Source organism: Flagellimonas sp. CMM7 (assembly GCF_021390195.1).
Taxonomy (GTDB): Bacteria; Bacteroidota; Bacteroidia; order Flavobacteriales; family Flavobacteriaceae; genus Flagellimonas.
This window is the reverse complement of sequence record NZ_CP090003.1, coordinates 394,115-409,596: the sequence shown is the minus strand read 5'-3', so window position 1 is coordinate 409,596 and position 15,482 is coordinate 394,115. Positions and strand designations below refer to the sequence as shown.

Annotated in this window: 14 protein-coding genes; 11 read left to right on the top strand and 3 right to left on the bottom strand. The window is 41.2% G+C overall.

Translation table 11 applies throughout. The features are described 5' to 3' along the window. The first annotated feature begins 1 nt into the window (after position 1). The 8 genes from tkt to LV704_RS01995 all read left to right on the top strand — a co-directional run bounded on the left by tkt (position 2) and on the right by LV704_RS01995 (position 9,256). Complete coding sequence (gene tkt, locus LV704_RS02030) at positions 2–2,008, top strand: transketolase (RefSeq protein ID WP_163423757.1); 2,007 nt, start codon at positions 2–4, stop codon at positions 2,006–2,008. After that, the gene (locus LV704_RS02025) at positions 1,965–2,507 is read left to right on the top strand and encodes an RpiB/LacA/LacB family sugar-phosphate isomerase (protein WP_370636045.1); all 543 of its coding nucleotides are present in this window, start codon (positions 1,965–1,967) and stop codon (positions 2,505–2,507) included. Before tkt ends, LV704_RS02025 begins: the two co-directional genes overlap by 44 nt. Before the next feature lie 11 nt (positions 2,508–2,518). Beyond that, on the top strand, positions 2,519–3,601 hold the full coding sequence (gene tal / locus LV704_RS02020) for a transaldolase (protein ID WP_163423758.1): 1,083 nt from the start codon (positions 2,519–2,521) through the stop codon (positions 3,599–3,601). Between the two features lie 5 nt (positions 3,602–3,606). Continuing rightward, entirely contained in the window at positions 3,607–5,220 is a 1,614-nt protein-coding gene (gene pgi / locus LV704_RS02015) for a glucose-6-phosphate isomerase (RefSeq protein WP_163423759.1), read from the top strand. 9 nt (positions 5,221–5,229) lie between these two features. Next, positions 5,230–5,973 carry an HAD family phosphatase gene (locus LV704_RS02010; protein WP_163423760.1) on the top strand — a complete coding sequence of 248 codons (744 nt, stop codon included), beginning with the start codon at positions 5,230–5,232 and terminating at the stop codon, positions 5,971–5,973. A gap of 114 nt (positions 5,974–6,087) precedes the next feature. After that, positions 6,088–6,651 carry a sigma-70 family RNA polymerase sigma factor gene (locus LV704_RS02005; RefSeq protein ID WP_163423761.1) on the top strand — a complete coding sequence of 188 codons (564 nt, stop codon included), beginning with the start codon at positions 6,088–6,090 and terminating at the stop codon, positions 6,649–6,651. A gap of 547 nt (positions 6,652–7,198) precedes the next feature. Beyond that, positions 7,199–8,173: a transporter gene (locus LV704_RS02000; protein ID WP_163423762.1), complete on the top strand. Its 975-nt coding sequence runs from the start codon at positions 7,199–7,201 to the stop codon at positions 8,171–8,173. 9 nt (positions 8,174–8,182) lie between these two features. Beyond that, entirely contained in the window at positions 8,183–9,256 is a 1,074-nt protein-coding gene (locus tag LV704_RS01995) for a DUF3179 domain-containing protein (RefSeq protein WP_163423763.1), read from the top strand. A 73-nt stretch (positions 9,257–9,329) separates the two neighbouring features. On the opposite strand, the gene LV704_RS01990 is transcribed toward LV704_RS01995, so the two are convergent. Then, positions 9,330–9,956 (bottom strand): Pycsar system effector family protein, encoded by a 627-nt coding sequence (locus LV704_RS01990; RefSeq protein WP_163423764.1) that lies wholly within the window; start codon positions 9,954–9,956, stop codon positions 9,330–9,332. A 208-nt stretch (positions 9,957–10,164) separates the two neighbouring features. On the opposite strand from LV704_RS01990, the gene LV704_RS01985 reads away from it, so the two are divergent. From LV704_RS01985 to LV704_RS01975, 3 genes are all read left to right on the top strand, one after another. Beyond that, on the top strand, positions 10,165–11,013 hold the full coding sequence (locus LV704_RS01985) for an AraC family transcriptional regulator (protein ID WP_163423765.1): 849 nt from the start codon (positions 10,165–10,167) through the stop codon (positions 11,011–11,013). Positions 11,014–11,505: 492 nt separating this feature from the next. Continuing rightward, complete coding sequence (locus LV704_RS01980; RefSeq protein WP_163423766.1) at positions 11,506–13,272, top strand: arylsulfatase; 1,767 nt, start codon at positions 11,506–11,508, stop codon at positions 13,270–13,272. 379 nt (positions 13,273–13,651) lie between these two features. Next, the gene (locus tag LV704_RS01975; protein WP_163423767.1) at positions 13,652–14,239 is read left to right on the top strand and encodes a tyrosine-type recombinase/integrase; all 588 of its coding nucleotides are present in this window, start codon (positions 13,652–13,654) and stop codon (positions 14,237–14,239) included. 238 nt (positions 14,240–14,477) lie between these two features. Here LV704_RS01975 and LV704_RS01970 read toward each other — a convergent pair whose 3' ends face one another. Together LV704_RS01970 and istB are read right to left on the bottom strand one after the other, a co-directional pair. After that, a complete protein-coding gene (locus tag LV704_RS01970; RefSeq protein ID WP_163423768.1) occupies positions 14,478–14,666 on the bottom strand; it encodes a hypothetical protein in 189 nt (62 codons plus the stop codon). Between the two features lie 61 nt (positions 14,667–14,727). Then, positions 14,728–15,459: an IS21-like element helper ATPase IstB gene (istB, locus tag LV704_RS01965; RefSeq protein ID WP_163424036.1), complete on the bottom strand. Its 732-nt coding sequence runs from the start codon at positions 15,457–15,459 to the stop codon at positions 14,728–14,730. Positions 15,460–15,482: the final 23 nt, after the last annotated feature.

Sequence of the window (15,482 nt, the reverse complement as noted above, 5' to 3'; positions counted from 1 at the left end):
AATGAAAAAAGATTTAGAACAACTCTGTATCAATACCATCAGAACATTGTCAATGGATGCCGTACAGGCAGCGAACTCCGGACACCCTGGCACACCAATGGCACTTGCACCGGTAGCCTATACCATTTATGACCGCTTTATGAAATTCAATCCGGAAAATCCAGATTGGGTCAACCGTGATCGTTTTATCCTTTCTGCCGGACATGCGTCCATGCTACTCTATAGCACTTTGCACGTTACCGGGTACGATGTTACTTTGGACGATATAAAGTCCTTTAGGCAATTGCACAGCAAATGTGCTGGCCATCCTGAATATGGCCATACACCCGGTGTCGAGACTACCACCGGGCCATTGGGACAGGGATTGGCCACTAGTGTAGGGTTTGCCATTGCCCAAAAATGGTTGGCCGATCGTTTCAATAAACCTGATTACAACCTTTTGGATTACCGCATTTTTTCCTTGGCGGGCGATGGGTGCATGATGGAGGGAATTTCCGGTGAGGCCGCCTCCTTGGCAGGGCATTTGGGGCTTAACAACCTTATTTGGCTCTATGACAACAATAAGATCACCATTGAAGGAAATACCGATCTGGCCTTTACCGAAGATGTGGCGACCCGCTTTATTGCCTATGGATGGAACGTACAACGGATCGGTGATGCCAATGATCTGGAAATGTTGGACCGTGCGATCAGCATTGCCAAAAAAGAACGGGGCAGACCCACATTGATCATTGTGGACAGCCATATTGCCTATGGGGCTCCTACCAAGCAAGACACGCACGGAGCCCACGGATCACCACTTGGTGAAGAAGAAATTAAGGCTACAAAAGCCTTTTACGGTTGGGATCCCGACAAAAGCTTTTTTGTACCCGATGAGGTGAAAAAATACGCCGAAGAAATCACCGCACGGGGGAAGACCCAAAATAAGGAATGGGACGATCTATTTGCCAAGTACAAAAAGGACTATCCGGAATTGGGTCATGAACTAAAATTGATCCAGAACAAAGAACTGCCCCAAGGATGGGACAGTGACATCCCAGTTTTTGAAGCGGGGACCGAAGTGTCTGGTAGGGTGGCTAGCAGCAAGGTACTGAACGCCATTGCATCAAAGATTCCGTTTATGATAGGGGGATCTGCTGACCTTTCACCCTCTACCCTTACCGACCTGAAAAAGGAAAGCAGTTTTCAAAGCGACAACCATGGCGGCAAAAACATACACTATGGCATTCGCGAACATGCCATGGGAGCCATTGCCAACGGAATTGCATTGGCAGGTCTAAAGACTTTTGATTCCACTTTTATGGTGTTCTCCGATTATGCACGTTCTTCCATTAGGCTATCGGCATTGATGAACCTTCCCGTAACGCATATCTTTACCCACGACAGCATTGGTGTTGGTGAAGACGGCCCCACACACCAGCCCATAGAACATATTGCGTCGTTGAGGGCTATACCCAACCTTGAGGTCATCAGACCTGCGGATGCCAATGAGGTCGCCGTTTTATGGAAACACATCATGCAGTCTAAAAATACTCCGACGGCATTGATCTTGAGCAGACAGAACCTGCCTGTTTTTGATAGGACAAAATACACCTCTGCAGATGGTGCCCTAAAAGGTGGCTACGTCATGGCGGATAGTAAAGGAACACCAGATGTCATTTTGATTGCAACAGGATCAGAAGTACAAATAGCCATAGAAGCCTATGAAGCTTTGAAATTGGAAGGCATAAACCCCAGAGTTGTAAGCTTACCAAGCTGGAACCTATACGGTCAACAGAGTCCAGAGTACTGGGAGTCCGTTTTGCCGTCCAAGGTGAAGGCCAGGGTGGCCATAGAAGCGGGTTCTACCTTCGGGTGGAGAAGGTTCGTTGGACTTCATGGAGAGGGTGAAGTATTGGGAATGAGAACGTTTGGAGCCTCAGGAAAATTGAACAACCTGCTCCAAGAGTTCGGGCTTACGGTCGATGCGGTCGTCAGTACCGCAAAGTCAGTTATTAAGCACGATTAAGATTATGGAAATGATAGTTGGTATTGCCTCGGACCACGGGGGTTTTGAAACAAAACAAATATTGATGGAGCACCTGAAAAGCCAAAATTATACGGTCATCGACTTTGGAAATACCGTAAACGATTCCACCGATGATTATCCTGATTATGTGATTCCACTGGCCCGAGCAGTGGTTGAGGGCAAAGTAAATCGGGGAATCGCCATTTGTGGAAGTGGTGTTGGGGCATCAATAGCTGTCAATAAGGTAAAGGGGGTCAGGGCTGCCCTGGTTCACGATAATTTTGCCGCACATCAGGGTGTGGAAGACGATGACATGAACATCTTGTGCATGGGCGGAAGGATTATTGGGGCCGAAACCGCCCTAGAACTGGCCTCTACTTTTTTAAGGGCTGAATTTTCCAAGGCCAATCGCCATGTCCGTCGGCTTAAAAAGGTAAAAGGACTTGAAGACAGTTTCGGAATTGTTCCCGAATCCAAGAAAAAACATAAATCGAAATAAAACCTAAAAAAATGAATGCAAATACAAAAAAACTGTACGATCAAGGCGTAAGTATTTGGCTTGATAATATTACACGAAAAATGATCGATGATGGCACTTTAAAAAAATATATTGAAGAGCTTAAGATAACCGGGTTGACATCGAATCCCTCCATTTTTGAGGCTGCGATAGCCAAAACGAACTATTATGATGATGCGATAGCGAAAATCAACACATCTGGATTGAGCGACGAGGAGCTTTTCTTCAGCTTGGCCATTGAGGATATACAGCGTGCTGCGGATGCGTTTCTTCCCGTGTTCAAAGCTACCAATGGACTGGATGGTTTCGTTTCCATTGAGGTTTCGCCTTTGTTGGCCTATGATGCAGAAAGTACCTTGAAGGCTTCCAAGACCATCCATGGGCAGGTGAACAGGCCCAATGTGTTTATAAAGATTCCAGGCACGCCCGAAGGGCTTCCAGCCATAGAACAATCGATTGCAGCAGGTATCCCCATCAATATTACCCTATTGTTTTCTGCGGAACAGTACGAAGCAGCGGCGATGGCCTACCTTAAGGGTATTGAGGACCGAATCAAAAACGGACTGAACCCAGATGTTCGATCGGTGGCTTCCGTCTTTGTAAGCCGTTGGGACAGGGCGGTCGCAGACAAAGTTCCTGACAACCTAAAGAATAAGTTGGGTATTGCGGTCATGTACAAGACCTATCATGCCTATCAGAAGTTTTTGGCATCCAATAGGGTGCGCAGAGCCGTAAATTATGGGGCATCCCCACAAAGGGTGCTTTGGGCAAGTACCGGCACCAAAGACCCAAATGCGTCCGATGTTCTATACGTAAAAAGCCTTATCGCTCCTTTCACGGTGAATACCATTCCTGAGAAAACCTTATTGGCCTATGCCGATCATGGCGAATTGGACAAACCCATGGTTGACAATACGGAAGCGGCCGATTCGACTCTTGACCAGTTCAATGAACTTTCCATAGACTACTTGCAACTGGCGCAACAATTGCAAAAGGAAGGTGCCGAATCATTCAATGCTTCATGGGACAACCTGATCAAGAGCATCGCATCAAAAAGAAAACTAATCAAAATATAGACTAAATGGGCAGTACATTAACAAATTCGGGAAGCTGGAAATCACTGCAAGCACATTACGGCACCATCAAAAACCTTCACCTTAAAGAGTTATTTGAAAAAAGTACCGATCGTGGGGAGCGGTTTACAGTGGAGAATGTGGGTATTTATTTTGACTATTCCAAACATCGAATCACTGAGGAAACTTTAGATCTGCTATTTCAATTGGCCAAGGAAAGAGGGCTTGAGGCCAAACGGGAAGCCATGTTTTCCGGTGAAAAGATAAACACTACCGAAAATAGGGCGGTGCTGCACACGGCCCTGAGGGCCCCTGAAGGATCAACGATAATGGTGGATGGGCATAATGTGGTACCAGAAGTGCACGCCGTACTCAACAAAATGGCCGATTTTTCCACTAAAATCAAGAGCGGGAAATGGAAAGGCCATACGGGCAAACGCATAAAAAACATCGTCAATATAGGTATTGGTGGCTCTGATCTGGGGCCGGTAATGGCCTATGAGGCTTTAAAACATTTCAGCCAAAGGGATCTGAGCTTTAAATTTGTTTCCAATGTGGATGGCAATGATTTTGCGGAAGCCGTTCAAGGATTGTTGGCAGAGGAAACCCTGTTCATCATTTCGTCCAAAACGTTCACCACTTTAGAGACCATGGCAAATGCCCAAACTGCAAGAAGTTGGGCTTTGGAGTATTTAAAAGACCCCGAAGCAATCGCCAAACATTTTGTGGCCGTTTCCACCAATGAAAAGGAAGTGTCGAAATTTGGTATCGACCCAAATAATATGTTCGGTTTTTGGGACTGGGTGGGCGGTAGGTACTCCATGTCCGGAGCCATTGGCCTTTCGACCATGATCGCCATTGGCCCCGAACACTATCATGCCATGCTCAATGGTCTGCACCAAATGGACGAGCATTTCCGCACGGCACCTTTGGCCCAGAACATCTCGGTAATCATGGGATTATTGGGGCTATGGTACAATAATTTCTTTGGGGCGCAGACCCAGGCCGTTTTTCCCTATGACAAGTTCTTGCACCGTTTTCCCGCCTATCTGCAACAATTGACCATGGAAAGCAACGGGAAAGGCGTGACCCTTGGAGGGGAGAAAACCGATTACGAGACCGGGGCGGTATATTGGGGGGAACCTGGCACCAACGGTCAGCATTCCTTTTACCAATTGATCCACCAGGGCACCAAGATCATACCTAGTGATTTTATCGGGTTCAAAGAATCTTTGAACCATTTGCCACCGCACCAAGACTATCTTATTGCCAATATGATTGCTCAGGGCGAGGCACTCGCCTTTGGAAAAACATTGGACGAAGTCAAGGCAGAAGGCATTCCCGATGTGTTGGCACCACATAAGGTTTTTGGGGGCAACAGGCCTTCTTCCACTTTTTTCTTGGACAGGCTGAGTCCTGAAAACCTTGGGAAACTTGTGGCCATGTATGAGCATAGCGTTTTTGTGCAAGGGGCAATATGGGATATCAATCCCTTTGACCAAATGGGCGTGGAATTGGGCAAAGTGCTTGCCCAGAACATTATTCCAGAATTACAGCAAAAGGACAGCCCGATACATCACGATAGTTCTACCAACGCATTGATCAAATTATATAGGGGTTAAGTATTCAACATGATTAAAGCAGTAATTTTTGATTTGGACGGCACGCTGGTTCAAACTGAAGTGCTTAAGGCAAGATCGTATGCTGAGGCCATTAATATTTTGACCAATGATGCCGTTGCCGTTCAAACGGTCCTGGACAGTTTCAGTAAGTATGTGGGGCTTTCCAGAACCGAAGTTGTCAATGGTCTCACCAAGGAATTTGGAGCACAGTTGCAAAGTGATTTCAATGATAATAAACCAGAAGTCATGAAGGATCGAGTCTTGTCAAAAAGACTTTCCCTTTATCACGATATGATTGAAAATGCAAAGCTTCTTTCGCAGCACTTTTGTCCATATAACCTTGGCCTGCTTCATAAATTGCATGGTGATGAGTTTACATTGGTATTGGCCACCATGTCCAATTTAAGGGAAGCCGATAAAATACTAAAGGTCATGGGCATAAAGGACAAGTTCAAGTTCATATTGACAAAAGACAACGTAAATGTAGGAAAACCAAATCCTGAAATTTATATTAAGGCAAGGGACCTGTTACAGATTGAGTCCAATGAGTGTCTTGTTATTGAAGATTCGGTAAATGGAATTAAGGCGGCATTAAATGCCGAAATGAACGTTTTTTCCGTGACCAATGACATTACCCGTATGTCCGTTCATGCTTCTGACTTACTTCCCCAAAGAAAGGTTATCGACAATTTGGAAGAGTTAGAATCGAGCATTTATGGTTATATTCATGAAAGCCTTATAAACAACAATTAACAAAGATATATGGAATATAAACCAATGTGTTAATGAGTTTATGGAGAGGCTTTAAAATTCTGCAAAAACAGTATTGGAGTTTTTACTAAATTTGAGGGCAGCGTATCCATAAAAATGAATGACACAATAGAACTTTGGTTCAATACATATTCTGATGACCTGTTTAGGTGGGCTTACCACAAAACATCTTCAAAGGACACGGCCGAAGATTTAGTACAAGAAACTTTTTTAGCAGCCGTTAGGGCATTCGATGGTTATAAAAAAGAGAGCAGCCCCAAAACATGGTTGTTTGCCATACTGAACAATAAAATAATTGACTTTTATCGGAAAAGGGCAAAAGCCATTTTGATAAACGGGGAACAAGCAGAACAAAAATTCATTGACCACACCGACTCTTTCTTTGATTCAGACAAACGCTGGACACTGAATAATGAGGCAATACTCTGGGAAGAAGATACTTATATTTTGAACAATGAAGAATTTAGAAAAGTCTTAAAAAAATGCTTGGGGAAATTACCCGAAAAATGGAATTTTGCCATTACTGCAAAGTATTTGTTGGACGAACCTGCAAAACTAATTTGTCAGGAACTTGATATAACATCGTCAAATTATTGGCAGATAGTTCATAGGGCAAAATTGATGCTCAAAAAGTGTGTTGACTTTAATTGGAAAATATAAAAGGAAAAGATGGGTAAGGTCAAAAAAATAATGAACTACTTAATGTATTCATGTCAAGAAGCTACTGAGCTAATAGAAAGGAGAGCTGTTGTGCCCTTATCTTTAGAGCAAAGAATTAAGTTAAGAGCACATATATCAATGTGTAGTGCGTGCCAATCGTACGAAAGGCAGTCCCTATTGATGGAAAAGATAATACAGCGCCTGATAAACTCTCCTGAATCTAAGGAGAAACCAATCAAAATGAAGGATACTACAAAGGCCAAGATTCTTGAAAAATTGAAAAACCCTAAATAACTTTTAAATATTAATATTAATGTTTTTGGTTCGTAGGCGTTTTAAGTAATTGATTAGATAAACACATTTCAATGCCATCAGCCCACATTACGCTTTTAAAGCTGGAAAGCCATATTTCAAAACTATAGTCCTGATTATATTAAGTATCGAAGGCCCGCCCCCAAATAATTTGCCAAACAGATTTTAATGTAAACACCGAAATATTTTCTGTCAGGGATTCAGTTTCACACGTCTAAAATTAAAATCATAGACCGTGCGTGGCCTTTTCCTATTACTTTTTATTGGTGTTTTTGTATATCAAGATGGCAAAGCACAGACATGTTGTTCAGGAGGCGTGCCATTGTCCAACAACCTTGGTTTGCCCAATGAAGGCAAAGGTGTTCTATCATTGGGGTTAAATTATGATTATAACAATTTGAACACCCTTAATGCAGGAACCACGGAACTTGATGACAGTTCAAGACAACGAATTACAAACTCGGTGTTGTTCAATATAGGGTACGCATTTACTGATAGGCTAGCTGTGGAGACACTGTTCACATGGGTCAATCAATCCAGAACTATTTCACAGTTTGGAAATCAAAATTTTACTGAGACTTCTGGTATAGGCGATGCGGTAATTCTCGTCAAGTATTCAGTACCAGATTTTTTGGGACACCGAACCGTACTGAATTTAGGGGCAGGAACAAAACTTCCATTGGGCAAATCTGATATTCTAACCGATCAAGGTATCCAGCTCACCGCAGATCTGCAACCGGGCAGCGGTGCATGGGACGGTATTGGGTGGATGTCCATTTCGAAAGGGTTAAATTTTAGACCATCTGCCACGCTTTCCGCTACCTTCACATATAGGCTTACAGGTGTGAACAATTCCTATTTGAACAATACTGCGACCTATGAGTTTGGCGATGAGGTTCAAGCAAACCTTGGATATACCGATCAATTCACACTCTTTAATACCATTTTCAACCCAGGGTTGGTATTTAAATATAGAAAAGCTTTCGAAGATAAAATAGACGATCAAGAGATACCCAATACCGGGGGCGAATGGGTATTTGTAAGGCCAGAAATAGCGGCGCAGTTGACCCCAAATATTACGATCAACTCCCGTTTTGAACTCCCGCTCTACAGTTATGTAGAAGGTACGCAGTTGACCCCAACGTTTCGCCTCACCGCTGGTGTGGCATTTACGCTGGATATCAAAAAGAAGAAGACTTTAATAAATTAAATTTTAGCTATGAAAAATATATTGACAATGGCTTGTGTATTAGTATTGGATGCATGTAGCACCTCAAGTTCGAGTGAGGAATCTGGTACAGGTCTGGGGCAAGGAGACAATAACCCACCTGTGGTCAGCTTGGAGTGGAGTATTCCCAGATCAGAAGTTTTGGACGGAGGCCCTGGAAAAGATGGTATTCCCGCATTGGTAAACCCCATTATGGCCGATGTTCAGGCCATCAACTACCTCAGAGATACGGATTTGGTCATAGGAATCAAAAATGGTGATGATGTAAGGGCCTATTCGCATGCGATTTTAGACTGGCACGAAATAATCAATGACAATCTTGATGATGTTTCGGTGGCCATCACCTATTGCCCACTAACGGGAACCGGTATAGGATGGGACAGGATCATAAAAGGGGTAGAAACTACATTTGGGGTTTCAGGACTTTTGTATAATACCAATCTGATTCCTTATGACAGGGCCACGGACAGTAACTGGTCCCAAATTTTGAACGAGTCGGTTAACGGAGAGTTATTGGGTGACAAAGTAGAATTGATAAGACTTTTTGAAACGGACTGGCAAACATGGAAAAGCCTCTACCCCAATTCAAAAGTTGTGACCACAAATACCGGGTTTTCACGGACCTATGGTGCATCACCCTATGGTGATTATAATACCAACAATGATCGATTTTTGTTTCCTGTTCCAAAAGACCCGCGATTGCCTTCAAAAGAAAGAGTGCATGCGATAATAGATGGCTCCGATGCCAGAGCTTACAGGTTTTCTGATTTTTCATCCAACAATATCATTCGAGACACCTTTAAGGGCAGAAATTATCTAATAATTGGAAATACAAATTTCATTGTATCATTTGAACTAACAAGCGAACCAGACCAATTGGAATTTGAATACATCCATACAGGTTCTGAGGTATTGCTCCAAGACAATGAGGACAATCAGTGGAATATTTTTGGAGAAGCCCTTAGCGGTCCAAGAGAAGGTCAGTTTTTGGATACTTCAGCTTCTTTTATGGGCTTTTGGTTTTCCATACCCGCTTTTTATACTACAGAAATTTTTGGTAGTTGAACTGTTGTCATTAACTAAACCACATTTCTTAAGTCGAACTCACGTTATAATTGTAAAAAAACAAAGAAAGTTGTTATAGCATCCCTCCAAAAAACACATGACAGGCAATGAATGTTATCACAGAAACGATAAGGCCCACCAAAAAAACATTGAAGGATTTTCGCAATAGGCCGTGTTTTCTATCAATGGATTTGCCCAGGTAGTACGTATCCTTGGCTATTGATCTATACAGGTCGTCCCCTTTATAAATCAAATTGATGATTTGGTCCGAGTATTCCTTTTCGTCCATATTATGAAAATTTCCAAAATACAATAAATTGGTAATTTTAACATTGCCATGCCTGGGTTCGGGTCTGGTGGCAAAAACGGCATAGGTTATGGAAACCAAATTGGTAACAAGCATCATCACTGAGGGGAATATCAAATGGGGGTCTTTATGCAAATGCCGCAACACGGTTCCAATGATGATGGAAAGGATAAGTGCATTGATTGTAATTAGAATATGTGATTTCCGGTCGATCATCGTATTTAGCGTATAGTGGTTTTTAGACACCAAACGGAACAAGGTCTCGGCTCCACGTTCGGAGCGTGGTTCAACTTTGGCCAGTTTCTTTTTAAGTACCTTCAAATGGGCCTTATCAATTTCTAATTCTTCGGCAAGATATTTATCTTCCAGCCTTTGTTTGTTTTTATCACTCATTATTTTCCTTTTAAGAAGTTTCCAATAGGCATTTTAAAATATTCTCAACATACTTGTAATATATGGGATTTATGTTTAATTAATAGTGAAATCATTCTTTAATCTTTACCTAAATTAATTTGATTTATAGAAATGTTTGGCCACTGCTACCATTTAAGTTGAAGCATTTTACTCTATTTTAAATCCCATCTTGGAACCTATAAAAACAATGAAGCCTTTTTTTGAACAGGTACGACCATTGACCAACCGATCATATTACCTAAGGGAAAAACATGCGCCTTTTATGACCATGCCCTTCCATTACCACCCAGAATTAGAGCTTACCTTGAATGTTGGCAACCACGGAAAACGTTTTATTGGCAACAGTGTTGAACGACTTGATGATTTTGATTTGGTCTTTATAGGCCCCAACCTGCCCCATGCCTTTATAAGTGATACAGAATTTGAACATTCGCAAGAAATTAAAAAGGCATCATCCATTGTATTACAATTCAATTTTGAAATGTTCGGAGATGCATTTTTGCAACTTCCGGAGATGGACATACTCCATTTACTTTTGGAAAAAGGGAAACACGGCATGTGGATCGGTGGTGAAACAAAAAAAAGGATAGCCGATAAAATGACGGCCCTATTGGAATCATCAGAAATTCCATCTCTACTGATTATTTTGGACATTTTACATGAGCTTTCAAAAACAAAGGACTACCGCCTTTTGAGCAGCAAAGGTTTTATCAAAGAATACCATGCTCCCGACTTTCATAGGTTGAACGTCGTTTATGATTATATCGTAAAAAATTTCAGGGAAGATATCTCGCTTGGCGATGCAGCTGAGGTAGCAAATATGAGCGAGACCGCATTTTGTCGATTTTTAAAAAAAAGGACCTTGAAGACTTTTGTGCAAATTATTACCGAAATGCGTGTTGGTTATGCATGCAGCCTTTTGAAAAAAGATATCTACAATGTAAAAACCATCGCTGAAGAAGCTGGATTTAAAAACCTTTCCAACTTTAACCGAAAGTTCAAAAAAATAACGGGGAACACCCCCTTTGGCCTATAGTAGAGAATTTAGGTAATGATGTTACAAAACTCTTTTCACTCTAAAAAACCATGAAGATTAGCTTGATTTGGTCGCTCTACCATTACTTGGGAAGGAAGGAATTATTATTCTATATAGAAAAGAAAGGTTGAAGTTTGAGGCAGAAAACAGATTGAGATTTGGCCCTGTATATGGAAGTAGTTGGTTTGAACTTCTTGATTATAAAAAAGATGGTTTCTTTAGAGATCATTATAGTAAATGGAGGTAATACAGATAAATCTTATGTACAAAAATCATATGATGATATGTAATTCATCTTAGTGATTGAAATAACAATTATGAGGGATCCTGTTTACATGCCTTAAATGGCGCAACGCGTATCGCTGCAGGAGTAGAAAGTAAGTTTTCCAAAAAGTGCTTTATAGCATTATGTTTAAATGATAGAATAGTATTAGGAAGCATCTTGGGTAAACATTAACTTTCTAATGTCAAATAACGTGAATAAAGTAGAATATGAGATTGTTTTATTTAGCATTGTGCTTATTATTTCTTGTCCTAAGTTCTTGCACAACTAATCAAGATATTAAACGCCCACCAAACATAGTTCTCATTCTAACAGACGATCAAGGTTGGGGCGATTTAAGTTACCATGGCAACACCAATACAAGTACACCCTACATAGACTCAATAGCGCATAAAGGAGCCGTAATGGAGAATTTTTTTGTTCAACCAGTTTGCTCGCCCACTCGCGCAGAATTGTTAACTGGAAAATATCATCCAAGGCTAGGGGTCTATTCCACTTCCGCAGGTGGTGAAAGGATGGATCTTGGAATTAGCACTATAGCAGAGATTTTCAGAAATGCTGGATATTCAACTGCTGCTTATGGTAAATGGCATAACGGAACACAGCCACCCTACCATCCACTTTCCAGGGGTTTTGATGAGTACTATGGGTTTTGTTCTGGTCATTGGGGCAATTATTTTAGTCCAATGCTAGACCATAATGGCCAAATTGTACAAGGAGAGGGCTTTCTAGTTGATGACTTGTTCAATCATAGTATGGAGTTTGTTAAAAAGAATAAGAACGATCCCTTCTTTCTAATGCTTCCGGTGAACACGCCACACAGTCCCATGCAAGTTCCTGACAGTTATTGGAATAAATTCCAAGAAAAAAAACTAAAAATGACTTATCATGGTGAGGAAGAGGAAGATCAGCAATTCACCAAGGCAGCGTTGGCAATGGTAGAAAATATTGATTGGAATGTAGGTCGGTTAACCAATTATCTTGAAAAAGTAGGATTAAGTAAAAATACGATCGTTGTCTTTATGTCTGATAATGGACCGAACGGATGGAGATGGAATGGAGGAATGCGAGGTAAAAAAGGATCTACTGATGAGGGTGGGGTCAGATCACCATTATTTATCAAATGGCCTGATAAAATTAATGCTGGGACTAAATTTAAACAAATACTAGGAGTGGTGGATTTATTACCCACATTGGCCAACTTGGCGCAAATCCCGTTGACGGATTCTTTGCGTTTAGACGGTATCGATTTCAGCGCCAATCTAATAAATGGCCAGGATAAAATTATTGATAGGGTCGTTTATAACCATTGGCAAAGCAATACAAGTATCCGAACTCAGAAATATCGATTGGATAAGGATAATCGATTGTACGATATGGACAATGATAGAGGACAAACAAAAGATATTTCTGAAAGCGCAATATCATTAAGAGATTCTCTGATTAAACTGAAGGTCAATTGGGAAAAGGAGGTTGGTGTGCTGGATATACATAAAGAAGAAAGACCTTTTCCATTAGGTGCTCCAGGTTATAATTTCACTCATTTACCCGCTAGGGATGGTTTGGCTCATGGCAATATAGCAAGAAGCAATCGTTGGCCAAATGATTCTTTTTACACCAATTGGATAAGCTTAAATGATTCAATAACATGGGATGTTGATGTCCTAAAAACTGGTACTTTCGAAGTATTTTTATACTACAGTTGTAAACCAGAAGATGTTGGTGCAGAAATTCAATTGGAATTCAATGATGAGAGTATCGCTACTGTAATCAATGAAGCTCATGACCCTCCCCTAATTGGCGCTGAAAAAGATAGATCGCCGAGGATGGAATCATACGTAAAACATTTCAAAGCATCTAAAATGGGAGAAATAACACTTCAAAAAGGGGAGGGTCAACTGAGTTTAAAGACTATAACCATGCCTGGAAATAGCTCTATTGATTTTCGTCTATTGAATTTTAAACGCAAGGATTGATTCATCGGATAACATTAATTTGTAATCCGAACTATCCAAATTCACTGCGTATATTTCATATTAAACCCGTTATGTCAGAACTGGATGTTATACAACGGTGTTGGGTGGGATTAAAGTTGCCAAATGCTAAAAAAATCTGCGTCGATCAATAGAAAATAAGATTGATATCTATCAACTGGTAGAGCCTATATAATAAAACTGGGACTTCGACCCAAAATCTGAATTTAAAGGAAAAACTTCAAGAGAATTTTGAGAAAATTTATAGGGAAGTTAAGGAAATTATCTAAAATCTATTACTCTTTACAAAAGGCGGATTTTGTAAAGAGTTAATGATTTTTGATGTAACTTCATTGACCTTATGGACAATTCCGGAACTATTATGAAAGGGCCAATTGTAAAGAGTAATGATAAAATAACAGCCGATGCCCATGAACGAGGGAAGGACTATCTAAGCCCTTATGAAATAAAGCTGCTGTTGGAGGCCTCAAAAAAAACCAGATATCCAAAACGTAACTATCTTCTTGTGCTTATGATGTACAGGCATGGGTTACGGGTAAGTGAAGCTATTACCTTGAAGAAATCTGATGTGAACTTAAAAGAATCCAGAGTTTGGGTACAACGCTTGAAAAGTGGTCTTTCCATGGATCAACCGATTGTAGGAGATGAGCTCAGGGCCATAAAGCGATATTTAAGATCTAGAAAAGATAATCTGCCATGGTTTTTTATTAATGAAAGAGGGTCACCTCTGACCAGGCAAGCTGTGAACTATATTTTAAATCGAGTGGGAGAGAAGGCAGGTCTAGAAAATATACATCCCCATACCTTAAGGCATTCCTGTGGTTTCTACTTAGCTAATAGAGGGTATGACCTTCGCTTGATTCAAGACTATTTAGGACATCGCGACCCTAAGCATACTGCACATTATACTAGAATTGCCAGTAGGCGGTTTGAAAAACTATGGGAGTAGAAATAAAGTTTCTTGAATCACTCTTTTATTGAGAACCAAGTAAAAACTAGAGCAGGTTTTCTTGATTTTTCTACATTCTTTAAAAAATTCTAACACCCTCATTTTGAGATTTTACCTTAAGATATTGTTCAATTTACTCCGTCTTCTCCATGGCAAAAGTGTCTTAGTTTATCATCATCATAATAATAGTTCACTTTTAGTTGAAGATTTATAAAAAGGAATCTGGGGTTCAGATAACCTAATTCAAAGAGGTAAATACTCCTGTTTCATCAATCTGTTGTGCAATATCCCGTAACATTTTACCTGCCCTTTTTCTAAGTATTTCATTTTCATTTTTTGGTGTATTCTGTAAAATTGCATTTTCATAATCAATGCCGAATTCAATTCTGTAGTAGTCTGGATAGGGCGGCCAAAGTATACCGCCCACAGCGGATGAAAGTGAGCAGTGTAAACGAAGTACTTAAAATCGATTCATTCGTGTGTTAAAATTAATGATTATTCCTTAGTTTTTTTCTCATTGATTCCCCTTTTATGCCTATCCTATGTGCGGTATGCACCAAGCGATCGAGGATTGCGTCCGCAATGGTCTTTTCCCCAATTATCTCATGCCATGCCTCTACGGGCAGTTGGGAAGCTATTATCGTCGATCGTTTTCCGTGCCTGTCCTCTATTATTTCCATAAAGGAGTGCCTGTTTATATTGTCCAAGGGTTTCAGGCCAAAGTCGTCCAGTATCAGCAGGTCCTGTTTTTCGAGCTTGCCTATCAGTTTTAGATATGAACCGTCGGCCTTTGATGTCTTTAGCGTGGTAAAGAGCTTTGCGGTATTGAAGTACATGACCTTGCTGCCCATCGAGCAGGCCTGATGGCCTATGGCGGAGGCCATATAGCTTTTGCCCACGCCCGTGCTCCCCGTAATGAGGATGTTCTCTTTTCTGCCGATGAACTCGCAGGACGCAAAACGTTGCACCTGGTTCTTGTCGATGTTCCTTTCGGGAGTGTAGTTGATCGCTTCCATTACGGCACTGTACCTGAACCTGGCCGCCTTGGTCAGGCGTTCTATCTTGCGGTTCTGCCTATCGTCCCATTCGGACTGCATAAGGTAGGCCAGTAGTTCATCGTTGGTGTAATCGATGCTCTGGGACGAGAGGCTGGTGTTGAAGGCCCTAATCATTCCGTGGAGCCTTAACTGTTTCATTTGTTCCAATGTCTGTTCGTTCATGATGCTTGTTTTTAATTATTGTT

What these genes read in the sequence shown, in the direction of transcription:
- LV704_RS01980 (WP_163423766.1), top strand. Translation starts at nt 11,506, where the DNA reads ATGAGATTGTTTTATTTAGCATTGTGCTTATTATTTCTTGTCCTAAGT.
- LV704_RS01995 (WP_163423763.1), top strand. Translation starts at nt 8,183, where the DNA reads ATGAAAAATATATTGACAATGGCTTGTGTATTAGTATTGGATGCATGT.
- LV704_RS01985 (WP_163423765.1), top strand. Translation starts at nt 10,165, where the DNA reads ATGAAGCCTTTTTTTGAACAGGTACGACCATTGACCAACCGATCATAT.
- pgi (WP_163423759.1), top strand. Translation starts at nt 3,607, where the DNA reads ATGGGCAGTACATTAACAAATTCGGGAAGCTGGAAATCACTGCAAGCA.
- tal (WP_163423758.1), top strand. Translation starts at nt 2,519, where the DNA reads ATGAATGCAAATACAAAAAAACTGTACGATCAAGGCGTAAGTATTTGG.
- istB (WP_163424036.1), bottom strand. Translation starts at nt 15,459, where the DNA reads ATGAACGAACAGACATTGGAACAAATGAAACAGTTAAGGCTCCACGGA.
- LV704_RS02010 (WP_163423760.1), top strand. Translation starts at nt 5,230, where the DNA reads ATGATTAAAGCAGTAATTTTTGATTTGGACGGCACGCTGGTTCAAACT.
- LV704_RS01975 (WP_163423767.1), top strand. Translation starts at nt 13,652, where the DNA reads ATGAAAGGGCCAATTGTAAAGAGTAATGATAAAATAACAGCCGATGCC.
- LV704_RS02005 (WP_163423761.1), top strand. Translation starts at nt 6,088, where the DNA reads ATGAATGACACAATAGAACTTTGGTTCAATACATATTCTGATGACCTG.
- tkt (WP_163423757.1), top strand. Translation starts at nt 2, where the DNA reads ATGAAAAAAGATTTAGAACAACTCTGTATCAATACCATCAGAACATTG.
- LV704_RS01990 (WP_163423764.1), bottom strand. Translation starts at nt 9,956, where the DNA reads ATGAGTGATAAAAACAAACAAAGGCTGGAAGATAAATATCTTGCCGAA.
- LV704_RS02025 (WP_370636045.1), top strand. Translation starts at nt 1,965, where the DNA reads ATGCGGTCGTCAGTACCGCAAAGTCAGTTATTAAGCACGATTAAGATT.